The sequence below is a fragment of the Microbacterium forte genome (assembly GCF_031885415.1).
Classification (GTDB): domain Bacteria; phylum Actinomycetota; class Actinomycetes; order Actinomycetales; family Microbacteriaceae; genus Microbacterium; species Microbacterium forte.
In genome coordinates, this window is the sequence record NZ_CP116871.1 from 1,837,457 (window position 1) to 1,858,442 (window position 20,986).

Below are 20,986 nucleotides of genomic sequence, written 5' to 3' on the forward strand. Positions count from 1 at the left end.
GCGGAGGCGATCTGAACGCCGGACAGCGCACTTGATACCGTCGATGACATGTTCGTCTTCGGAATCGCTGCCGCTGTCGTCGGGATCGCGATCTTCCACACCGCTCTCGGGATGACTCTTCGAGCCAACGCGACCACGCGAGTTCCGTTCGGCGGCAAGCCTCGGACGACGCCTGAGCGCTCGATCGCACTGCGGGCCGTGGGCGCCGGACTCATCGTGCTCGGCGCCGCGCTCGTGAGCACCGCGGGATGGCACTGGACGATCATGGTGGTTCTGGCCGGTCCCGTCGCAGCGCTCGTCGTGCTGACCCTCCACAACCGGCGCGTCAGCCGCGAGGCCTCGTTCACACGAGAGTGACGACCGCATGGATGCAGTCCATGAGTGCGGCTGCAGCACAGTAGACACGCAGGTCGTCTCTCGCGGTCGATATCCCACCCGACGTATGCGAAGTAATATATCGATATGGGACCTGACCTGCCGGTTGTGCCTGGGGCGCAGCGGAACCTCGGAGCTGAGGAGCTCTTCCGTCGACTGGCGACGTCGATCGCCGACGGCACTTATGCTCCGGGCGCGAAACTGAGCGACAAGGCGATCGCCGACGACCTCGGCGTCACCCGCACCCCGGTGCGAGAGGCAGTGCAGCGACTCGCGCGAGCCGGGCTGATGGAAGTCCACGCGAATCGCTATTCGATGGTCACCGACATCACCGACGAACGCTCACGCATCACCCGCGAGTTCGCCGCGTCTCAGGGCGGCGAGATCATCCGCGAGGCTGCACTCGCGCTGTCCGAGGCGGACCTCGCCATCGCGTGCGAGCTGATCGGCGCGGCGATCGAGTCGGTCGAGTCCGGCAAGGGCTGGATCGAGGCCCATGTCGAGCTCTTCGAATTCCTGACCGACCGTGCGCTGAACGATCTCTATCGACTGATGCTGAGCGACTTCTGGTATCTCGTGTTCCGCGATCTCTACCTCGGAGAGCCGCGAGTGAACACGCGGGAGTCTCTCGAGGAGCTCGAGTCCGCGATGCGCGCTCGCAGCGCGACCGCCGGCGTCAAGGCCGTGCAGAGGATGCTCCGCCTGAAGTAGCGGATCCACTCCGAGGAGTTGGTTCCGGTCCCCCGCGCCCGAACGGGGGGACCGGATCAGTCGATGAGAAGGTCCGCAAGCGCACCCACCCCCCAGTGGGCGCTCAAGACCGAGAGACTCGAGGGCACGTCTGGTTCGACCGACGGAGAGCAGCAGACTGCGGCTCGTCGTATTGCCAGCGTATTGGCGAGACGGGCACTGACGCTGATCGGGGCTCAACCATTGACGCCGAGACGCTCGAACTGCTATGCCGAGACACCCTGCCCGAGCCGCCGGTGACAATGGGGTGGGTCCGGGCTGGATACGCTCGAACCATGCTCGAGACGTTCACCGGATTCGCGGTCGTGGGGGTGGCGATCGCCCTCGGGTACCTGCTCGGGCGGATCGATCTGCTCGGCCCGCACGCCCGGCATGTGCTCGGCCGCCTGATCTTCTTCGTGCTGTCGCCGTTCCTGCTCTTCACCGTGCTCGCCCATGCCGATGCGAAGATGCTCTTCTCCTCGCTGCTCCCCGTCTCGGCGATAGCGGCCGTCGCGATCATCGCGATCTACACGCTGGTGGCGCGACTCTGGTGGAAGCGCCCCGTCGGAGAGACGCTGATCGGCGCCCTGTCGGCCGGGCAGGTCAACTCGAACAACATCGGCATCCCACTGTCTCTGTACCTGCTCGGCAGCGCCGCCTACCCCGCGCCGGTCGTGCTCATGCAGCTGCTGGTCTTCACGCCGGTCTCGCTGACGATCCTCGATGCCGTCACGAGCGACCGGGTCTCGCTGCGCAAGACCCTCGTGCGCACGGCGACCAACCCGATCATCATCGCCTCGCTCCTCGGAACCCTCGTCTCGGTGCTGGGCATCACTGTTCCGCCCATCGTCATGGAGCCCGCGCAGCTGATCGCCGATGCTGCCGTGCCGGTGCTGCTGATCAGCTACGGCATCTCGCTGCACGGCCAGCGCGTCCTCGGAGCCCCCGGACACCGCCGAGACATCATCGTCGCCACATCGCTCAAGCTCATCGCGATGCCTCTGATCGCCTGGGTCGTGGCGGAGTTCGTCTTCGGACTCTCTTCGGCCGAAGTGCTGATCGTCGTCATCCTCGCGGCGCTTCCGACCGCCCAGAACGTCTTCAACTACTCGCAGCGATACGACATCGGCGAGACCATCTCGCGTGACACCGTGTTCCTCACCACGCTCGGCTGCCTGCCCGTGCTGATCCTCATCATGTTCCTGCTGGGGTGAGCACCGCAGCATCCCGCCGGCCGCCGACGCCGGAGAGGGTCAGCGGGAGATCGCGCATCACGACGACGCTGTCGAAGACCGCAGCCCCGGCGGGAAGCGCCTCGAAGAACGACGACCGAAGGTGGTGCAGACGGGCACCTTCGACCTTCCACGAGTCGGACGCGAGCGCGACCGGTTCGACGGTGCGTCGGTCGCGCGCCAGTGACCACCCGATGCGACCGGAGCGGTAGAAGTCGGAGGCCTCGTCGACAGACGCGAACAGCGCACTCGACCATTCGCCGCCCACTTCGACATCGGCGTCGAGGCTGTGCCCGGCCGCCTCCATCGCGAGTGCGTAACGATCGCCGGATTCCTCGATCCGGAATCGCGCCCTCCGATGCACCCCGGGGAACAGTCGCCCACCGAACAGCACCGGATGCCATGCCGAACTGTGGCGTTCGAAGATGAAGACCCCCTGCTCGACGCCGTCGGGGCCGTCCCACTCGACGGCGATCCGATGAGCGGCGTTCTCGGAGCGGAGACCCCATCGACCGCTCGACCAGCCCGGGCGAATCGATTCCAGACCCAGCACGCACACGCCGGCGACCGCAGAGCCGTCGACGATTCGAGGGCGGAACCCCGCAGGCAGCAGCGAGACGGCGACGTCAGGGTCCACCCGGTAGCTGATCAGAAGTCGCCGGCGCAGCTGCGCCCGTACGTCGCGAATGATCCTCATGTTGTGAATCTAGCACTGTAGCTAAATTACTCCAAGGGTGTCGGCGTATCCGCCTCCCGTAGGTTGTATGCGTGGACAACGCGCTCATCTACGTCGCGGTGATCGCCGCGATCCTCGTGCTGGCGATCTTCCTCCCCCGCTGGGTGCGCCGCTCGACCGACGCGGCTGGAGGAAGAGAAGGGCGGCGCTACGCGACGACCCGCCTCACCGGGATCCTCGACGAACTGGACACGACTCTGGTGCTGCATGCGCCGGAAGCCACAGCACGCGAGGTCGTCGACGGTGTCGTGCTGCAGCAGCCGCGCAAGTTCACCCGGCTCGGGGGCGGGGGCTACGGCATCCGATTCATCGAGCCCGACGACGCGATCGTGCGGCTCGTCGACGATGAGCGCGGAACCCGGCTGGAGGTCGAGAGGGTCCGCGAGCACCTGGGCGTGCCGAACACCTCGGAGTTCTGGGCAGACCTGCGCTCCGGCGTCTCCGCGGCCGCGCACGTGAGGGGCATCGATGTCTCCCCGGGACGGCCGACCCACCACCGGCGCGACGAGGCGACGGGAACATGGATGCCGGTCTAGACCGACCGCACGTCGCGTACCGGAACACCGGGTGCATCTCACAGCCGCCGCAACTAGGCTGTGGTATTGCTGATGACGCACCGGCCCCACCACAGCCGGCCTCGCGACGGCACCATTTCTCATCACAGCCCTCAGTCCCTCTGTGACCTGCGCCGGAAAGGCCGACCAATGAGTGAATCCCCCAATAACGACCGGACTCCCGACTTCTTCGACAAGCTGATTGAAGAGACGCCCCGTGAGCAGTCCGGCTTCACAGCGTCGTTCCGCGGCTACGACAAGGCCGAGGTCGACTCGGCTCTGAGCGCGCTGCGCAATCAGCTGCAGCAGGCGAAGGCAGACCTCGCCGCCACCGAGGCGCGCCACGAAGACGCCGTCGAGGCGCTCCGCGAAGAAGAGCGCATCGCCCGCGAAGAACTCGAGGCCGAGCTTCTCGCCACCAAGGCGAAGGCCGCGGAGACCGAGCAGCAGGTCGCCACCCTGACCAACGAGCTCGTCGACACTCCGCGGGCGGACGGCCAGGAGGCGCCGTCGCGCGAGCAGTTCGAGGCCATCCTCCGTGTCGCCGAAGAGCAGGCGAACGTGCTCATCCAGAACGCCGCGGTGCAGGCGGACCGCCTGATGGCCGCAGCTCGCGAAGAGGTCACCACGCAGCGTGCCGAGGCCGATGCCGATGTCACCCGCATCATCGCCCACGCTCAGCACGATGCCGACCAGGTGCGCCTGAAGATCGACACCGAGTACACCGCGCACCAGGCGACTCTCGAGCGCGAGGCCGCGCACGCCGCCGAGCGGGTGCACCAGGCGACGCAGGAAGCCACGGCGATCCGCACCGAGGCCGAGAAGGGCGCTGCGGCGCTTCGCTCGCTCGTCACTCGCGAGACGACCCAGCTGCGTGCCGAGGCGGAGCGCGAGGTGCGCGAGATGAACGCGCGCGTGCTCGAGTTCGAGGAGACGCTCACCCGACGCCAGGACGACGCCCAGCAGGAGTTCCTCGTGCTGCACAACCAGGCCGTCGCCCACGCCGAGCGCATCACGAACGATGCCAACGAGCAGGTCGCCGCGTCGCTCGATCATGCACAGCGCATCTCCGCGAAGGCCGACGACTACGAGCGGCTGATGCGCTCGCAGGCGCAGACCATCGAAGCGGATGCCCAGGTGCGCGCCCGCGACACGCTCGACCGTGCGCGCGTGAAGTCGCAGAAGATCGTCGACTCTGTGACGAGTCACACCTCCGCAGTACTGCGGGATGCCGAAGACCAGGCGCGCCAGCTGCGCTGGCAGCAGCAGCAGCTCGCCAGCTTCATGGCCGAGGTGCGCGAGCTGATCCGCCCGGAGGGGATCTTCAGCGACCAGCAGAAGGAGGACGCCGTCGCGCCGGCGGCCGACGCTGACGACGACGTGCTCGACGTCGACACCCTCGATGCCGAGATCCTCGAAGACGACCAGGACGACACCGTAGAGCCCGTCGAGGAGTTCCGCGGGGACGAGGCCCTCGACGATGAGCTCCTCGATGACGACGCCGAGACCATCGACGGAAAGATCACCATCGAGGTCGTCGAGACCGATGAGAAGGCCTCACGCTGACCTCGATCTCCTGACGAACAGGGGCGTGGGCGGACATTCCGCTCACGCCCCTGTTCCGTCCTCAGCGGGCATCCACCGATCGGTGGATGCCCGAGTCCGTCGCTTGACGGCTACCGCGCGCGCTCTTCCGCGGGCACGCTGGGAACATGACAGACAGCGTGATCGAGGTGCGGGATCTCCGCAAGGACTACGGCGGGTTCGCCGCCGTCGACGGCATCAGCTTCGACATCGGCCGGGGCGAGACGTTCGCGCTGCTCGGCCCGAACGGTGCAGGAAAGTCGACGACCATCGAGATCCTCGAGGGATATCGACACCGCACGTCCGGCGAGGTGCGTGTGCTGGGCGTCGACCCGCAGCGCGGCGGGCTGGACTGGAAGGCACGCCTGGGGATCGTGCTGCAATCCACCGGCGAAGCGGGCAACTTCACCGTCCGTGAGCTGCTCACCGAGTTCGCCGGGTACTACCCCCGCCCTCGCGACATCGACGAGGTGATCGCCGCGGTGGGCCTCGAGCAGAAGCAGCGCTCCCGCGCAGGGAAGCTCTCCGGCGGACAGCAGCGCCGCCTCGACGTCGCACTGGGGATCATCGGTCGACCCGAGATGCTATTCCTCGACGAACCGACCACGGGTTTCGATCCAGAGGCGCGCCGCCAGTTCTGGGATCTCATCCGCTCGCTCAAGGCGGAGGGAACCACCATCCTGCTGACCACCCATTACCTCGACGAAGCGGCTCAGCTCGGCGACCGCGCCGCGGTCATCACAGGGGGGCGGATCGCCGCGATCGGGCCGATCGACGAGATCGGCGGCCCGGACGCACGCACACCGCTGGTGCGCTGGCGGGATGCGACGGGCACGCGTCATGAGCAGCGCACCCCGACTCCTGGAGCGTTCGTCTCGGGGCTGCAGACGACGATCGGCGAACCCGACGCCCTGGAGGTCGTCCGCCCGACCCTCGAGGACATCTACCTCGGCCTGATCCGAGAGCACGATGCCGCATCCGCCGCGGACCCCACGGCAGACGACAGCCTCACCGACCTGAAGGAGCCGGCATGAGCACCATGACCGCACCGACGCGCTTCGGCCTCCCCCGCACGATCCGACTCGGCGTGCGTCGCATCGGCTTCGAGCTGCGACAGTACTTCCGCGCGGGAGATCAGGTCTTCTTCACGTTCCTGTTCCCCACCGTGATGTATCTGATCTTCGCGACCATCTTCACCGGCGACGTCGGCGAGGGCGCTGACAAGGTGAGCATGGCGACGTACTACCTCCCCGGACTCATCGCGGGCGGCATCTTCCTCTCGGGAGTGCAGGGCCTGTCGATCGAGATCGCAGTCGAGAAGAGCGACGGCACGCTGAAGCGCCTCGGAAGCACCCCGATCTCGCCCGCGACGTATTTCATAGGCAAGATCGGCGAGGTGTTCGTGACCGCGATCCTGCAGATGGCGCTGCTCCTCACCGTCGCGGTCGTGCTCTACAAGGTGCAGCTGCCCGTGGATGCAGAGTCGTGGGGCCTGTTCGCCTGGGTGTTCGTGCTCGGTCTGCTCTCGTGCACGCTGCTCGGCATCGCCCTGTCGGCGCTCCCCCGTTCGGGCAAGACCGCGTCGGCCGTGGTGATCCCGGTCGTGCTGCTGCTGCAGTTCATCTCGGGCGTCTACATCGCCTTCTCAGCCCTGCCCGAGTGGCTGCAGAACGTCGCCGCCGTGTTCCCGCTCAAGTGGATCGCTCAGGGGATGCGCGCGGCGATCCTGCCCGACTCGTTCAGAGTCGCAGAACCGGGAGGCGAATGGAACCTCGGTCTCGTCGCGATCATGCTGGCGATCTGGCTCATCGCAGGCTTCATCCTCAGCCGCGCGACCTTCCGCTGGATCCGTCAGAGCGGATGACATCGGCATCGCGGTCGCCCCGGCGCACGGTTCGACGTCATCGCGGCGTCGGGCTGTGCGTCGGGCTGTGCCGAACAGTGGAAGAGTGGTGCGCATGAGCCGCGTGATCCGCCGAGAGCGCCTGGGGTGGGACATCGCCGCGACCGCGCTGCTGCTCGCGGTGGCCGGCCTCTCCCTCACCCTCCCGCAGAACTTCCCCGGGTCACGCTGGGTGCTCGTCGCCATCACCGTCGGGGTCTTCCTCGTCTACGCGTTCGGCGCCCGCTCCTATGTCGGGATTCATGAGGGCGTCGAGGATCCTGCGCCCGCTGTCTCGGCGCTGCTGCAGGTCGCGATGATCTCGCTTCTCGCGGTGGGCGTGGCGATCGAGCCGAACATGCTGCTGCTGCAGACCCTGGTGCTGCCGCTCATCTGGATGACGTCACGATCGACCCTGCAGGCCGTGCTGGTCACGGTGGGCAACGGCGTCGTGCTCGGTCTCGCCTACGGCTACTGGGGCGACTTCACCGCCGATGCGCTCAGCACCGGTTTCCTCTCGTCCGGTCTGTCGACCGCGTTCAGCCTCGCTCTCGGCCTCTGGATCACGCGCATCGCCGAGTGGGGCGTCGAGCGCCAGAATCTCCTGGCGGATCTGACCGACGCACAGGCGGGCCTCGAGACGGCGAGCCGCGAAGCCGGTGCGATCGAGGAGCGCGCTCGTCTCGCTCGCGACGTGCACGACACGATCGCCCAGAGCCTCGCGAGCATCGTCATGCTCGCTGAGCGCGCGCGTATCGACGGCTCGCCCGCCGCGATCGAGCTGATCGAGAGCGCGGCACGAGAGGCGCTCGTCGAAGCCAGGGCTCTCGTGGCCGTGACCTCGCCCGCGCCGTCCGCCGGCTCGCTCGGAGACGCGCTCCGCCGCCTCGGCGCCCGCTTCGCGAGGGAGACCGGCATGCGCGTCGACGTGTCGGCATCGGATGCTGTGCTGGCGCGAGACGTGCAGGTCGTCCTGCTGCGTTGCGCGCAAGAGGGCCTCGCGAACGTGCGCAAGCACTCCGGCGCCGCATCCACTCGGGTCACCCTCGCGATCGCCGATTCCGCGGAGCTCCGCATCCGCGATGACGGCCGCGGACTCGGAGGAGTCTCGATCGACGATGACCGCGGATTCGGTCTTGCGGGGATGCGGGAGCGGGTCTCCCTCGTCGGCGGCACCCTGACCGTCGCAGACGGAACGCAGACCGGCACAGACCTGACCGTGCGCATCCCGCTGCACGCCGAGGCCACGACCGAGGCCGAGTCCACGGCCGAGGCCGAGAAGGAGACGACGCCATGATCCGCGTCATCGTCGCCGACGACCATCCGATCGTGCGGTCCGGCATCGTGGGACTCATCGCCCTCGATCCGGGTCTCGAAGTCGTCGGGCAGGCGGCGAACGGCGCGGAGGCGGTCGACCTGGCCGCTCGTCTGCGCCCGGAAGTCGTGCTGATGGATCTCCGGATGCCCGGCACCTCCGGCATCGAGGCGACGTCGCGCATCGCTGCAGAGCTGCCCGAGGTGCGCGTTCTCGTGCTGACGACGTACGAGACCGACGACGACATCCTCGGTGCGATCGAGGCGGGGGCGAGCGGTTACCTCCTCAAGGCCGCCCCGCAGGAGGAGATCGTCGCGGGGATCCGGGCCGTCGCTGACGGCCATACGGTCCTCGCCCCGACGATCGCCGCCACGCTCGTCACGCGGATGCGCGGCGACCGACCGGGCAGACCTCAGCTGAGCCCGCGGGAACGCGAAGTGCTCCGCCTCGTCGCGGCGGGTCGCAGCAATCCGGAGATCGCCCGCGAGCTGTTCATCGGCGAGGCCACGGTGAAGACTCACCTGATCCACGTCTTCGAGAAGCTCGAGGTCTCCGACCGCACGCGTGCCGTGACGCGGGCGCTCGAACTCGGCCTGATCTAGACGACGACGGAGAACGCGAACGGCCCCCATCCCGAGGGATGAGGGCCGTTCGAATCAGCGATGCGGACTGTCTACGCGCGGACGAACTGCGTGGCTGCGGGGCAGTCGAAGGGATCAGCACCGGCGGCGAGGCCGACCCGGTTGAGGTACTCGATGACGATCGCGTACGAGCGCAGAAGGCTCGTCTCGGTGTAGGGCACGTCGTTCGAGACGCAGTAGTCGCGGACGATCTCGCGGGCCTTCGAGAGGTGCGGACGCGGCATGTTCGGGAACAGGTGGTGCTCCACCTGATAGTTGAGACCGCCCATGAGCCAGGTGGCCCACCATCCGCCGCGGATGTTGCGCGAGGTACGCACCTGCTTCGAGAAGAAGTCGAGGCGGGCGTTCGGGTCGATGATCGGCATGCCCTTGTGGTTCGGGGCGAACGACGCCCCCATGTAGACGCCGAAGACGGCGAGCTGCACGCCCATGAAGGCGAATGCCATGCCGAGCGGGAGCATCAGGAAGACCGGGATCAGAACGATCGCGAACCGGAGGGCGATCAGCCCCAGCTCGATCCAACGGCCCTTGGCCTTCTTGCTGGTCACCAGGTGCTTGACGCCGAGATAGTGGAGGTTGAGCCCCTCGAGCGTCAGCAGCGGGAAGAACAGCCATCCCTGCTTGCGCGTGATCAGGCGGACGATGCCGCGCGACTGCGCCGCATCCGTCTCGAGGAACGAGATCGTGTCGACCTCGATGTCGGGGTCCTTTCCGACCTGGTTCGGGTTTCCGTGGTGCTTGGTGTGCTTGGAGTCCCACCACGAGTAGCTGATGCCGACGACGCCGGCGGCCAGGATGCGAGCGAGGCGGAAGTTCGCCGGGCCCGAGGTGAGGATCTGGCGGTGCGCCGCCTCATGGGCGAGGAACGCCACCTGCGTGAGGACGAGGCCGAGGCCAGCGGCGATCAGCAGCTGGAACCAGCTGTCGCCGAGCAGGATGAAGCCGGTGATGAGTCCTCCGAGGGCGACGGCGAGGCCGGCGGCGACGAAGATGTAGAACCATCCGGCGCGCCGGAGAAGGCCCGTCTCCCGGACGACCTGCGACACCTGCTTGTAAGCGTGCGTCATCGGGGGGATGTCTGCGTTTCCGGAATACGTCTGGCGTACCGGTCCGAGCGTGGCCGCGGTCTTTTCGACCTGTGAAATGGAGATGTTGCTCTCCCGTCGATTGGAGCCCTTGAGCTGTGATAAGCCCAAGGCAGATCGCCCAACGCTTAACTCAACCTAACCCCCCGCACATGCGCCGTGGGGAATACATCGGCACCCCTTGACGATTCACAGGTCCTGTGAATGAAACGGTCAGGCGCGGGCTCGCCGAGGGCGTCTTCTCAGCGCCCGCGGGAGCGCGAACGAGAAGGTGCGTGCGCGGCGTTTCGGGGCGCACGCGCCCTCGAGTGCCTCGCGCGCGTCGTCGAGAGAATCGAAGGCGCCGAGCTCGGTCCCGCGCTGATCACGGGCGAGGTGGGTGGTGCCGTCGAACTCGATGAAACCGGCGAATTCGCCTGATCGGGTCGCGACGTGCACGTCTGCGTCGGCCTGTTTCCAGGTCAACGGGTCAGAAGGAGGAAAAGTGGTCATGCTCATGGTCATACTCATTGCTGTGTGACGGGCACGCGATATCGCGACCCGCAAGATGTGAGATCAAGGGCGGATGCCGCGCGCATCGATGCACGTGGTCCGTAATGGCCCTGATCAGTGGCTCCGTGGACGGCCTAGATAGGGCCAGAACACACGGTGCTCCATCAGTCTAGCAGGTCGGCTTGGCCGGTGCTCGTTTCAGCTTTCGGCCGGGACCCACACACGCCGCGGGTGGCCCGACGACCCCGCCATGATCCAGGCCCCCTCGGGCTCGGGCCGTGCGTCATCGGCCGCATCCGCCGTCGCCGAGTCCTCCGTCACAGCGTTCTCCGTGACAGTGTTCTCCGTGACGATCGGCACCTGCTCCCTCGGCTCCGCGCTCTCCCCCGCCGCCCACGCGTCGCGGATGATCCGCCGAGGGTCGTACTGCCGAGGATCCAACGCCGTCCAGTCCTGGCGGATGCTCGCCACACCGGTCTCCTGCTCGGCTCGCCGCGCCGCGTCGCCTGAGAGCAGGGTGACACGGCGGACGAGCGCCCCGAGACGGCGCGCGTACTCGGGCAGCCGTCGAGGACCGATGATCACCGTCGCGATCAGCGCGACGAGGAACAGCTTCTCGATCGTGAGTCCGAACATCGTCATCCCTCCGTCGCGCGGGCGGTCATCGCAGCAGCGCTGCGGCGCGCTCTGCGGTCATGGAGCCAGGCGATGAGCAACGCCACCAGGAACAGCACGGTCATGGGAACGGCGATCAGGAACATCGACAGCACGTCGGCCGCCGGGGTCACGACCGCGCTGAACAGGACGATGGCGACGATGACGATGCGCCAGCTCCTCGCGATCGCCCCGGACGACACGACGCCCAGCAGATTGAGCATCACGAGGAACACCGGAAGCACGAAGGCGATGCCCGTGGCGAGCACGATCTTGAGGATGAAGTCGACGTAGTACGACGCCTGCAGCAGGGTGCTGTCTTCGGCCGAGGCGAAGCTCGCCAGCAGTTCGACCATGTGAGGGAACAGGAGGAGACCCGTCAGGCACCCGCCGGCGAACAGGGGGACGGATGCTCCGAGGAACCCGAACGTGTACCTCTTCTCCTTCGTGGTGAGGCCCGGGGCGAGGAACGCGAAGAGCTCGTACATCCACACGGGACTCGACAGAGCCACACCCGCGAAGAGTGCGATCTTGAGCTTGAGGTCGAACGCCCCGGTGATGCTGTCGTAGTTCAGGCTCGCATCGCGCGACTCGGCGAGCGCAGTGATGGGTGCCCGCACCACCTCGAGGATCTGGTCCGACAGGACATATCCGGCGGCCACCCCGACCAGGAGCGCTGCCGCCGCGCGGTACGAGCGCGTGCGCGCCTCCCGCAGGTGCGACGACAGCGGCATCCCGGTCGGAGCGGACGACGTGCTCGCCTCGACGGCGTCAGCGACGAGCGCGGACACGTTCTACTCCGCGGCCCGCAGGGCAGGCCTGACGATGTCGGCGGAATCGCGAGCATCCGCAGGACTGCCGACACTCGGTGTCGGCGCGATCCGCGCCTCGCTCGGGGTCTCTGCGACCTCCGACTTGAGGATGCGCATGGACTGGCCGACGCTCTTGGCGAGGGCGGGGAGCTTCGCGGCGCCGAAGATGAGGACGACGATCGCGAGGATGATCAGGGCGTGCCACCCTGTGAGGTTCTGAAGCATGTCTTCCTTCTTTCTCGTATGAGGTGCGTGGTTCGTGATCAGTCGGACGGCGGCTCACCACCGCCGCCTGGGCCGCCCTCGCCGCCCGACGGGGCGGAGCCCGCGCTCGGCGTCGTGGTCGTGTCGACGCCCACCACGAGCGACGCGGAGTACCCGCTGCCGGCGTCACCGGTGACCGTGGCCAGTTGAAGGGCCCCGGAGTCGTCGCCGAAGACGTTGTCGGAGGAGAGGCTCGTCTGCGCGAAGTTCTGCGAGGACCCCGGGTACCGCGAGTCGGCGTAGACGGTGGCGCAGACGTCTTCCGGCAGCGCCAGCTGGGAGGTGGCGATGGCGTTGGCCGAGTCCGTGATCGAGTCGACGTCCGGATAGACCTCGAAGTGGATGTGCGGCCAGCGGCCCGAGTAGCATCCGGGGAAGATCGACGTGAACGAGACCTTACCGTCGGCATCCGCGACCTGCACTCCGCGGAGGTAGGTGACGTCCTCGAGGCCCGAGGAGTACATCGAGTACTCGCCCTCGGCCGTGCAGTGCCACGCGTAGACCGCGACTCCCTCGAACGGGACGCTGCCGTTCGCGAGATCCACGACCTGCAGCTCGAAGGTCAGGGGGATGCCGTCTGCGGTCGCCGACCCGTCGATCGAGGTCGTGATGTCCTGACGCACGATGCCGGACTCCTCGAGGACATCCGGCCCGTTCGAGCCGTCGCCGGGGTACGGCCCTGCGGTCTCATCCGGGATCTCGCCCGTCGCTGTCGTGGCTGTCGATCCGGACGAGCCACCCGTGTCGGTCGTCGCCGTCGAGTCGCTCGTGCTCGACGTGCTGCTCTGCGACGGAGCGCATGCGGCGAGGACCAGCGCACCCACCCCGAGCCCGGCGAGTCCGAGCACGCCGCGGCGGGTCACCAGCGTGCGGATGTCGAAGGCGGCGCCCTGATCGACGACCTCCTCGTCGGCGCGGTCGAGCAGTCGCCCCTCGTAGGTCGGGCCCTCAGGGGTCTGGACGGGTTCGGGGATGCGGCTCATGATCGTGCTCCTCTCGGCGTGGATGGGTGTCGATGTACCCATGGTCACGGAGGGCCCGATCAGCGAGCTATGTCTCGTCTATGCGAAGACTATGACTCCCGGCGGACGGGCGGGTGCAGGACGAGCACGACGACGATCACGACGAGGACGGCCGCCGTGATCGCCACCGGGATCGGCAGGATCGGGTCGAGCAGCACCACCGCCGCACCGAGCGGGATGACCGTGTTCACGACGCTGTCGGCGTGCTCGCGGATCGCGATCCACCAGATGCCGAGCAGGAACAGCGCGATGGGGATGGCCACCGTGAGAGAACCGACGGCGTGCGGGAGATGACTCTCGCCGGTCAGGACGTCGAGCTCGACCTCGATTCCGGCCGAGAAGGCGGCGGCCGCGGCGAAGACGAAATAGTGCGAGTACCCGTAACGGAGCGACCGCCCGAACGTCGTGATCGCCTTGTGGTGCGGCGGCCAGAAGTAGATCCACCACAGCGAGGCGGTCACCACCAGGGTCAGCACGGAGATCGAGATGAGCGGCACGAAGGAGTCGAGCTCGTTCCTCGCATCGATGATCGCGTTGGCGGAGGCGAGGAGGCTCTCACCGAGCACGATGAGCGTGAAGAGGCCGTAGCGCTCCGTGATGTGATGCGGATGCCAGGGCGTCTGCCTGCGGTGCTCGGCGAACACCGGCACGCTGATCTCGACGAGCGCGAAGACGACGAAGGCCACGATCTGGAAAGGCCCCGACGGGATGAACAGGAACAGCACCCACAGCGCCTGCACGCCGGCGATGCCGAACGCGTACCGACGGGTCGCGGCCTTCAGCTCTCCCGCACCACGAGACGCGCGCAGCCATTGCCCGATCATCGCGAGACGCATCACGATGTAGCCGATCACCGGCAGCGTGAAGTCACCGCGCTCGAACGCCGCAGGGATCCCGGCCGCCAGCACGAGGACTCCGCCCATCTGCACGATCGTCGTGACGCGGTAGAGCCAGTCGTCGGTGTCGAATGATGTGGCGAACCACGTGAAGTTCATCCACGCCCACCACACCGCGAAGAACACCAGCGCATAGGAGGTGATGCCGTGGACGAAGTCGCCGTGGCTCAGCGCATGGTGCAGTTGGGCCGAGGCGATGCTCACCGCGACGACGAAGACGAGATCGAAGAACAGCTCGAGCGTGCTTGCGGTGCGATGGGGTTGCGCCGGATCCCTGGGCAGCATGCGGCTGAGATGGAATCGGGTCGCTGAGGTGGTCGTCACGCGGTCAGAATATCGGCGCCGCTGGCCCCGGAGCGCATGTACTGAAATAAAGGTTGATCCACTCGCGTGAATTACCTTCCGCTGAACGTCCGGTTCCGCTAGAGTGAACGAAGTCTGCAGTGCCTGCTGCCAGCACCACCGTGTGGGACGGTGACCGCAACTCGTGATTTGGGATCACGGATGCAGCAGGACCCGAGGGGTCGGGACGCAGACGATGCCATGGACGTGGGGTCCGTGGTCTGGGGAATATCTGGGGAAAACTATGGCGCACTGGGGAATTTTGCGTACATTCACGGCTCAAGGGGCCTCGGCATGACTTCCGTCGAGGATGCTCTGAGCATCACCCGCACGGGTACGGTCTTCACGCCGGTCGCTGCTCCTCGAGCCGCCAAGTCGGTCACGCGCACGGTGGTCACACCTCGCGTGTCCGCAACGCTGGAGCGACGCCGTCAGTGGGAGCGGCGTTATCGGATGCGACTGCGGATCACGGATGCCGGGGTCATCCTGTTCGCAGTCGGAATCACAGCAGCGGTCCAGGTGATGACCGGTGTCGCAGGGGAAGAGGCCCTGCGAACCGGCACTCTGCTGGGCACGCTCTGGTATCTGATGCTCGGCGCGCTGCACACCCGTGACGCAGCGCTGTTCCGCGCCAGCGCCACCGAGTACCGCGGTGTGGCACACGCCAGCGGGCTGGCGTTCGGGATCATCGCCATGCTCAGCGTCGTGCTCGGTTGGCAGACGACGCAGCTCGTGCTGCTCGTCGGCCTGCCGCTCGGTGTTCTCACGCTGCTCGTCACCCGCTGGGCGTGGCGGCACTGGCTGACGGCGCAGCGTGCGCGAGGGCGTTTCGCCTCGCGCACGCTCGTCGTCGGCAACCGCGACGACGTCGAGTACGTCATCCGCACCCTGCACCCGATCGGCGCCTCCGGGTATCAGGTCGTCGGCGCGACGCTGCTCGACGGCAACGCACGCGACGTCGAAGCCCGCGGCGCACAGTTCCCGGTGCTCGGCAACGTCAACTCGGTCTCGACCGTGGCCGCCGAGCTGGGCGCTGACACGATCATCGTCGCGAGCCGTCCCGACGGCGAGCCCGATTTCGTGAAGCACCTCAGCTGGCAGCTCGAGGGCACCGCAGCAGAACTCGTGCTCTCCAGCCGCCTCACCGACGTCGCCGGTCCGCGCATCTCCTTCGCACCGGTCGAGGGGCTTCCGCTCATCCAGGTGCAGATCCCCTCGTACGAGGGCGGTCAGCACGTGCTCAAGCGTGCACTCGACATCGCCGTCGCATCCGTCGCGCTCATCCCGATCGCACTGATCACGCCGATCCTCGCCCTGCTCGTGAAGCTCGACTCGCCGGGGCCCCTGTTCTTCTCTCAGGAGCGCGTCGGCCGAGATGGCCGCACCTTCCAGATCATGAAGTTCCGCTCGATGAAGACCGATGCCGAGCAGCAGCTCGCGACGCTCAAAGAGCAGAACGAGGGCGCCGGCCTGCTGTTCAAGATGAAGGACGACCCGCGTGTCACCCGAGTCGGCCGGATCCTGCGCAAGCTGTCGCTCGACGAGCTGCCGCAGTTCTGGAACGTCCTCATCGGAGACATGAGCGTCGTGGGTCCGCGCCCGCCGCTTCCTTCCGAGGTCACCGCCTACGACGGCACCGTGTTCCGTCGTCTCTACATCAAGCCGGGCATCACGGGTCTGTGGCAGGTCTCCGGCCGCAGCGACCTCTCGTGGGACGAGAGCGTTCGTCTCGACCTGCGCTACGTCGAGAACTGGTCGGTCATGAACGACCTGCAGATCATGTGGCGCACTGCCAAGGTCATGGTGCGGCCCAGCGGGGCATACTAGTCACAGAACACTGTGGTTCGGTCCGCCGGGGAGGCGGATGCAGAACCGTGACGCAGTGAAGTGGGTGCGGAAGCACCCGACATGAGGGGAAAATCACCGTGCCATCAACCGTCCGGATACTTGGCACCCATGGCGTTCCCGCCGCCTACGGCGGCTTCGAGACGGCCGCCGAGAACGTCGGCCTGTACCTGCGCGAGCAGGGGTGGAACGTCATCGTCTACTGTCAGATCCCCGGGGAGGGGCCGACGACGGTGGATGAATGGAACGGCCTGCAGCGCGTTCTGATCCACGAGCCCCGCGAGGGCTGGAAGGGGACCTCGGCGTTCGACCTGACCTCCACCCGTCACGCGATGCGCGCGCACTCGGATGGCGATGTCTGGCTCACCTTCGGCTACAACACCGGCGTGTTCGACGTGATCCCCCGGCTTCGCCGGATCCCCAATGTCATCAACATGGACGGCATGGAGTGGACCCGCAAGCGGTGGGGGGTCGTGAAACAGGGGATCCTGCTCGCCAACGAACGCCTGGCCGGCCTCGTGGGAGACGTGCTGATCGCAGACCACCCGGTGATCGCGACGTACCTGCGTCGGCACTTCGGGAAGAAGCGGGTGCAGACGATCACCTACGGCGCGCACGAGGTCACCGAGGCGCCGACGGGCCCCGTCGAGGCGCTTGGCCTCGTCCCCGATCAGTACGCGACGATCGTCTGCCGCCCGATCCCCGAGAACTCGGTGCTCGAGATCGTGAAGGCGTGGTCGTCCGAGAAACGCGGCATGCCGCTCGTGGTCGTGGGTCCCTACGGAGATGATGATCCATACCATCTCGCCGTGCGCGCCGCAGCCTCCGATGAGGTCCTGTTCCCGGGGGCGATCTTCGAACCCGAGCGTCTGCAGTCGCTCCGCTTCCACTCCGCTCTCTACCTGCACGGGCACACGGTGGGCGGCACCAACCCGTCACTGGTCGAGGCGATGGCCGCGGGCAACGCCGTGATCGCCCATGACAATCCCTACAACACCTGGGTCGCCGGACCCGACAACGCCTACTTCACCGGAACCGACGATCTCGCCGGCCTGCTCGACGATGTGCTCTCCGATGACAGCAGAAGGCGGCGCATGGGTGCCGCCAGCCGTGACCGTTTCCACGCTGAGTTCACGTGGACCAAGATCGGCTCCGAGTATGAACACGCTCTTCGCACCGCGCTCGCGCGTCGCGGGCACGTACAGCAGCAGACAGGGGTAAACGCATGATCGATGTCGCAGTGGTCGGACTCGGGAAGATGGGGCTGTCTCATCTTTCGATGATCAAGGCCCACCCCGACGTGAATCTGGTGGGGGTGTGCGACGCCACCGGGTATCTGCTCGACATCCTGGCCAAGTACACCGGGGTCAAGCCCTACAAGGACCTCGACAAGATGCTCGACGAGGCCCGCCCGCAGGCCATCATCATCGCGACGCCGACGCATCTGCACGCCGGGATGATCCGGAACGCACTCGAGCGCGGCATCCACGTCTTCTGCGAGAAGCCGCTCGTGATCGATCCGGCCGACAGCATCGAGCTCACCGCGCTCGCCGAGCAGAAGGGACTCGTCACGCAGGTCGGTTATCACAACCGCTTCGTCGGTGCTTTCAGCGAGGTCAAGCGCCTGCTCGACCTCGACGCCATCGGCACCGTCAACACGGCCCTCGCCGAGGCGTACGGCCCCGTCGTGCTGAAGCCCGCCGGGCGCACCTGGCGCAGCGAGCGCGCGACCGGGGGCGGCTGCCTCTACGATTACGCGGCCCATCCGCTGAACCTCCTCACCTGGTATCTCGGCACGCCGGACTCGGTGAGCGGAAGCCAGTTGACGAGCATCTTCTCGGCGCAGATCGACGATGCGGTCGCGAGCACGCTGCACTACCCGAACGGCACGGCGCAGATCATCTCGAACTGGTCCGACGAGTCGCAGCGCAAGATGACGACCAAGATCACCCTCTGGGGAACGAACGGGCGGATCTACGCCGACCGGCAGGAGATTCACGTCTACCTGCGCGACACCGCGACCATCCCCGACGGATATCGCGTCGGCTGGAACGTGCGGTACACGACCGACCTGACGGAAGCGCCCTGGTTCTATCTTCGGGGCGAGGAGTACAGCGCTCAGCTCGACTCGTTCGTGCAGCGCGCTCAGGCGGGCGCGTCCGCCGGGCTCAACGACTTCGCCTCAGCGGCGGTCACCGACAGGGTGATCTCGATGATCAGCGAAGATGCTCTGCGCGACGGTTCACGGCTCACCGCCGACGCCGCGTCCGATCTTGCAGTGAACACGGCACCGAAGGGGCGCATCGCGGCAGCACTGACCGCACTGCGCGGAGGGAAATGACCATGACGACACCCACGCGAACCATGGACCGGCTTCTGTTCGGTGACAACCAGTTCTTCGGCGTCAATCACATGTCCGAAGAGAAGGCCCGCGCTCAGCAGATGCGGTTCCAGGACACCGGTGCGATCATGGGGGTGCTCGATGCCGCGTACGACGAGGGCGTTCACACGTTCATGTGCACCACGCATGATCGCATCTCGGAGGTGACCGACCACGTCCGCGCACATCCGGACCGTTATGCGGACATGACGTTCTTCCCGTGCATGCCGTATGCGCACAAGTACGCGAACGCTGTGACGGAAGACGGGTTCCTCGGCGCGATCCGCAAGTTCCTCCCCGAGGAAGGGCTGCTCGACAGCATCGCGCGCGGCACGTCGTCGCTCGCTCGCAAGGACATCGAAGGCGTGACGACCCTGCTCATCGACGCCGAGATGAAGATGTTCGAGGGGCTCGACACCCCCGTCATCTGGCTGCAGAACGTGGTCGTCGATCTGCTGTCGGGTCTGGGCTTCACCGACGCCTTCCGGATCTTCGCCGACCACGTGCGCAAGCGCTACAACGCGGAGCCCGGTTTCATCACCATGAACCTCCCTCGATTGCTCGATGACCTCGACAAGGCCGGCGTCGAGAACCCGATCGTGTGCTCCAACATCAACAAGCTGGGGTTCCGCATGTCCGGCGGAGTCGAGGCGTACCGTGACGCCATGGAGAAGCGCCAGTTCCGTGCCGTCGCGATGTCGGTGTATGCGAGTGGCGCGATCCCGCCTCGCGAAGCCATCGAATGGGTGACCTCGCTGCCGAACCTCGAGTCGATCGTCTTCGGCGCATCCAGCCGTGCGAACATCGCATCGACGGTGAGCCTGGTCGACGAGTACTGGCCTCAGCGCTGACATGCCGAAGGGTGACCCGAACGTCGTCCTGATCGCCAACCCCGGCTCCGACCTCTACGGCTCGGATCGGATGGTTCTCGAGACCGTCCGCGCGCTCGTCGGCGCGGGGCGGAGGGTCGTGGTGACCGTGCCCATGGCAGGGCCCCTCGTGCCGCTGCTCGAGGAAGCCGGAGCCGAGGTCGTCGAGTGCGCGACGCCGATCGTCCGCAAGGGCCTGCTGAACGCACGGGGACTCGTGGAGCTGGTCGTGACGACGATCAAGGCCGTCGGCCCCGGGCTCAGACTCATCCGACGCGTCGACCCCGGCGCGGTGATCGTGAACACCATCACTCCCCCGCTGTGGATCCTCCTCGGCCGCATCAGCCGACGCCGCACGGTCTGTCACGTGCACGAGGGTGAGGGCTCCGTCGCCGGCATCGTGCGCCGCGCCCTGTACCTGCCGCTCGTGTTCAGCGATCGCGTCATCGCGAACAGCGACTTCACGCGTCGCGTCCTGGCGTCCTCCGCTCCTCGGGTCCGCGACAGGACGATCGTGGTGCACAACGCGGTCCCCGGTCCAGGTGAGGTCGTTCCACCGCGAATCGCGCTCACCGCCCCGACGCGCCTCCTCTACGTCGGTCGACTGTCACATCGCAAGGGCGTGCATGTGGCGGTCGATGCGCTCGACGCGCTCGTCCGCGAGGATCGCGACGTTCGTCTCGACGTGGTCGGCGCTGTCTTCCCCGGCAACGAGGCATACCTCGATGAGCTTCGCGCCCAGGTCGCCCGCTGCGGACTCGAGGATCGGGTGTCCTTCCTGGGATTCAAGTCGTCGGTGTGGGACGACCTCGCGCGCAGCGACATCGCCGTGATCACCTCCCTGGTCGACGAGACGTTCGGCAACACCGCCGTCGAGGCCGCTCTCGCCGCGCGTCCTGCGGTGGTGAGTAAGGTCGGTGGTCTGCCGGAAGCAGTGAGTTCGTCGCAGAGCGCGACGCTCGTGGCCCCCGGCGACGCTGCTGCGCTCGCGGCGGCGATCGCTGCCAAGATCGACGATTGGCCCTCGCAGGCAACGCTCGCCGTATCGGATTCCTCGGCAGTCGCGGACGCGTTCTCGGTCGATCGGTACACCGACGGGATCCTCGCCGCACTTCCTCGCTGAAGGTCTAGCGAGATCTATCCACAGGACTCTTGTCCCCCATCCAGTGGACATGATACGATCGCGCTCACTGGGGATAGCGTCATTTGGGGATGACGCAAGCCGATCGACTCGTTCTGAACGGGCCGACATCGGCAACCCTGATTGGGGAATC

Annotated in this window: 22 protein-coding genes; 14 read left to right on the plus strand and 8 right to left on the minus strand. The window is 66.9% G+C overall.

From position 1 onward, the window contains the following. Window positions 1-48: 48 nt before the first annotated feature. The 3 genes from OB895_RS08875 to OB895_RS08885 all read left to right on the plus strand — a co-directional run bounded on the left by OB895_RS08875 (window position 49) and on the right by OB895_RS08885 (window position 2,321). Window positions 49-357: a hypothetical protein gene (locus tag OB895_RS08875; RefSeq protein ID WP_311879846.1), complete on the plus strand. Its 309-nt coding sequence runs from the start codon at window positions 49-51 to the stop codon at window positions 355-357. A 105-nt stretch (window positions 358-462) separates the two neighbouring features. Beyond that, window positions 463-1,086 carry a GntR family transcriptional regulator gene (locus OB895_RS08880; protein WP_311879848.1) on the plus strand — a complete coding sequence of 208 codons (624 nt, stop codon included), beginning with the start codon at window positions 463-465 and terminating at the stop codon, window positions 1,084-1,086. A 314-nt stretch (window positions 1,087-1,400) separates the two neighbouring features. Continuing rightward, window positions 1,401-2,321, plus strand: a complete 921-nt coding sequence (locus OB895_RS08885; protein ID WP_042536962.1) for an AEC family transporter — start codon at window positions 1,401-1,403, stop codon at window positions 2,319-2,321. Here the strand turns inward: OB895_RS08885 and OB895_RS08890 are convergent. After that, a complete protein-coding gene (locus OB895_RS08890) occupies window positions 2,302-3,036 on the minus strand; it encodes a DUF2071 domain-containing protein (protein WP_042536960.1) in 735 nt (244 codons plus the stop codon). The genes OB895_RS08885 and OB895_RS08890 overlap by 20 nt on opposite strands. Window positions 3,037-3,107: 71 nt before the next feature. Here OB895_RS08890 and OB895_RS08895 point away from each other — a divergent pair, with 71 nt between their 5' ends. The 6 genes from OB895_RS08895 (at window position 3,108) to OB895_RS08920 (ending at window position 9,012) form a co-directional block, all read left to right on the plus strand. Beyond that, entirely contained in the window at window positions 3,108-3,611 is a 504-nt protein-coding gene (locus OB895_RS08895) for a hypothetical protein (protein WP_042536958.1), read from the plus strand. Between the two features lie 168 nt (window positions 3,612-3,779). Next, window positions 3,780-5,195 (plus strand): coiled-coil domain-containing protein, encoded by a 1,416-nt coding sequence (locus OB895_RS08900; RefSeq protein ID WP_079112202.1) that lies wholly within the window; start codon window positions 3,780-3,782, stop codon window positions 5,193-5,195. 146 nt (window positions 5,196-5,341) lie between these two features. Then, complete coding sequence (locus tag OB895_RS08905) at window positions 5,342-6,247, plus strand: ABC transporter ATP-binding protein (protein WP_042536953.1); 906 nt, start codon at window positions 5,342-5,344, stop codon at window positions 6,245-6,247. Beyond that, entirely contained in the window at window positions 6,244-7,077 is an 834-nt protein-coding gene (locus OB895_RS08910) for an ABC transporter permease (protein WP_042536950.1), read from the plus strand. Before OB895_RS08905 ends, OB895_RS08910 begins: the two co-directional genes overlap by 4 nt. A 94-nt stretch (window positions 7,078-7,171) precedes the next feature. Continuing rightward, window positions 7,172-8,392, plus strand: coding sequence for a sensor histidine kinase (locus tag OB895_RS08915; protein WP_153302130.1), 1,221 nt, complete (start codon window positions 7,172-7,174; stop codon window positions 8,390-8,392). Continuing rightward, a complete protein-coding gene (locus OB895_RS08920; protein WP_042536948.1) occupies window positions 8,389-9,012 on the plus strand; it encodes a response regulator in 624 nt (207 codons plus the stop codon). Before OB895_RS08915 ends, OB895_RS08920 begins: the two co-directional genes overlap by 4 nt. Window positions 9,013-9,083: 71 nt before the next feature. On the opposite strand, the gene OB895_RS08925 is transcribed toward OB895_RS08920, so the two are convergent. The 7 genes from OB895_RS08925 to OB895_RS08955 form a co-directional block, all read right to left on the minus strand. Beyond that, a complete protein-coding gene (locus tag OB895_RS08925) occupies window positions 9,084-10,202 on the minus strand; it encodes a fatty acid desaturase family protein (protein WP_042537176.1) in 1,119 nt (372 codons plus the stop codon). 147 nt (window positions 10,203-10,349) lie between these two features. Continuing rightward, entirely contained in the window at window positions 10,350-10,634 is a 285-nt protein-coding gene (locus OB895_RS08930) for a hypothetical protein (RefSeq protein ID WP_311879854.1), read from the minus strand. Between the two features lie 192 nt (window positions 10,635-10,826). Then, window positions 10,827-11,264, minus strand: a complete 438-nt coding sequence (locus OB895_RS08935; protein WP_311879857.1) for a Sec-independent protein translocase subunit TatA/TatB — start codon at window positions 11,262-11,264, stop codon at window positions 10,827-10,829. A gap of 2 nt (window positions 11,265-11,266) precedes the next feature. Further along, complete coding sequence (gene tatC / locus OB895_RS08940; protein WP_311879859.1) at window positions 11,267-12,073, minus strand: twin-arginine translocase subunit TatC; 807 nt, start codon at window positions 12,071-12,073, stop codon at window positions 11,267-11,269. A gap of 3 nt (window positions 12,074-12,076) precedes the next feature. Then, window positions 12,077-12,319, minus strand: a complete 243-nt coding sequence (locus OB895_RS08945) for a twin-arginine translocase TatA/TatE family subunit (protein ID WP_042536944.1) — start codon at window positions 12,317-12,319, stop codon at window positions 12,077-12,079. A 38-nt stretch (window positions 12,320-12,357) separates the two neighbouring features. Next, a complete protein-coding gene (locus tag OB895_RS08950; RefSeq protein ID WP_311879863.1) occupies window positions 12,358-13,341 on the minus strand; it encodes an intradiol ring-cleavage dioxygenase in 984 nt (327 codons plus the stop codon). 89 nt (window positions 13,342-13,430) lie between these two features. Beyond that, complete coding sequence (locus tag OB895_RS08955; RefSeq protein ID WP_079113896.1) at window positions 13,431-14,561, minus strand: low temperature requirement protein A; 1,131 nt, start codon at window positions 14,559-14,561, stop codon at window positions 13,431-13,433. A gap of 351 nt (window positions 14,562-14,912) precedes the next feature. Here OB895_RS08955 and OB895_RS08960 point away from each other — a divergent pair, with 351 nt between their 5' ends. From OB895_RS08960 to OB895_RS08980, 5 genes are all read left to right on the plus strand, one after another. Next, window positions 14,913-16,445 (plus strand): sugar transferase, encoded by a 1,533-nt coding sequence (locus OB895_RS08960; protein WP_042536941.1) that lies wholly within the window; start codon window positions 14,913-14,915, stop codon window positions 16,443-16,445. A 98-nt stretch (window positions 16,446-16,543) separates the two neighbouring features. Then, the gene (locus tag OB895_RS08965; protein WP_311879867.1) at window positions 16,544-17,692 is read left to right on the plus strand and encodes a DUF1972 domain-containing protein; all 1,149 of its coding nucleotides are present in this window, start codon (window positions 16,544-16,546) and stop codon (window positions 17,690-17,692) included. Continuing rightward, a complete protein-coding gene (locus OB895_RS08970) occupies window positions 17,689-18,804 on the plus strand; it encodes a Gfo/Idh/MocA family protein (protein ID WP_042536937.1) in 1,116 nt (371 codons plus the stop codon). The genes OB895_RS08965 and OB895_RS08970 overlap by 4 nt, the downstream gene beginning before the upstream one ends. A 2-nt stretch (window positions 18,805-18,806) precedes the next feature. Beyond that, window positions 18,807-19,694: a hypothetical protein gene (locus OB895_RS08975; protein ID WP_197065936.1), complete on the plus strand. Its 888-nt coding sequence runs from the start codon at window positions 18,807-18,809 to the stop codon at window positions 19,692-19,694. A gap of 1 nt (window position 19,695) precedes the next feature. Further along, the gene (locus OB895_RS08980) at window positions 19,696-20,835 is read left to right on the plus strand and encodes a glycosyltransferase (protein WP_311879870.1); all 1,140 of its coding nucleotides are present in this window, start codon (window positions 19,696-19,698) and stop codon (window positions 20,833-20,835) included. Window positions 20,836-20,986: the final 151 nt, after the last annotated feature.

Coding starts and splice junctions, on each gene's coding strand:
- OB895_RS08875 (WP_311879846.1), top strand. CDS start 49: ATGTTCGTCTTCGGAATCGCTGCCGCTGTCGTCGGGATCGCGATCTTC.
- OB895_RS08880 (WP_311879848.1), top strand. CDS start 463: ATGGGACCTGACCTGCCGGTTGTGCCTGGGGCGCAGCGGAACCTCGGA.
- OB895_RS08885 (WP_042536962.1), top strand. CDS start 1,401: ATGCTCGAGACGTTCACCGGATTCGCGGTCGTGGGGGTGGCGATCGCC.
- OB895_RS08890 (WP_042536960.1), bottom strand. CDS start 3,036: ATGAGGATCATTCGCGACGTACGGGCGCAGCTGCGCCGGCGACTTCTG.
- OB895_RS08900 (WP_079112202.1), top strand. CDS start 3,780: ATGAGTGAATCCCCCAATAACGACCGGACTCCCGACTTCTTCGACAAG.
- OB895_RS08905 (WP_042536953.1), top strand. CDS start 5,342: ATGACAGACAGCGTGATCGAGGTGCGGGATCTCCGCAAGGACTACGGC.
- OB895_RS08910 (WP_042536950.1), top strand. CDS start 6,244: ATGAGCACCATGACCGCACCGACGCGCTTCGGCCTCCCCCGCACGATC.
- OB895_RS08915 (WP_153302130.1), top strand. CDS start 7,172: ATGAGCCGCGTGATCCGCCGAGAGCGCCTGGGGTGGGACATCGCCGCG.
- OB895_RS08920 (WP_042536948.1), top strand. CDS start 8,389: ATGATCCGCGTCATCGTCGCCGACGACCATCCGATCGTGCGGTCCGGC.
- OB895_RS08930 (WP_311879854.1), bottom strand. CDS start 10,634: ATGAGCATGACCACTTTTCCTCCTTCTGACCCGTTGACCTGGAAACAG.
- OB895_RS08935 (WP_311879857.1), bottom strand. CDS start 11,264: ATGTTCGGACTCACGATCGAGAAGCTGTTCCTCGTCGCGCTGATCGCG.
- OB895_RS08945 (WP_042536944.1), bottom strand. CDS start 12,319: ATGCTTCAGAACCTCACAGGGTGGCACGCCCTGATCATCCTCGCGATC.
- OB895_RS08950 (WP_311879863.1), bottom strand. CDS start 13,341: ATGAGCCGCATCCCCGAACCCGTCCAGACCCCTGAGGGCCCGACCTAC.
- OB895_RS08955 (WP_079113896.1), bottom strand. CDS start 14,561: ATGCTGCCCAGGGATCCGGCGCAACCCCATCGCACCGCAAGCACGCTC.
- OB895_RS08960 (WP_042536941.1), top strand. CDS start 14,913: ATGACTTCCGTCGAGGATGCTCTGAGCATCACCCGCACGGGTACGGTC.
- OB895_RS08970 (WP_042536937.1), top strand. CDS start 17,689: ATGATCGATGTCGCAGTGGTCGGACTCGGGAAGATGGGGCTGTCTCAT.
- OB895_RS08975 (WP_197065936.1), top strand. CDS start 18,807: ATGACGACACCCACGCGAACCATGGACCGGCTTCTGTTCGGTGACAAC.
- OB895_RS08980 (WP_311879870.1), top strand. CDS start 19,696: ATGCCGAAGGGTGACCCGAACGTCGTCCTGATCGCCAACCCCGGCTCC.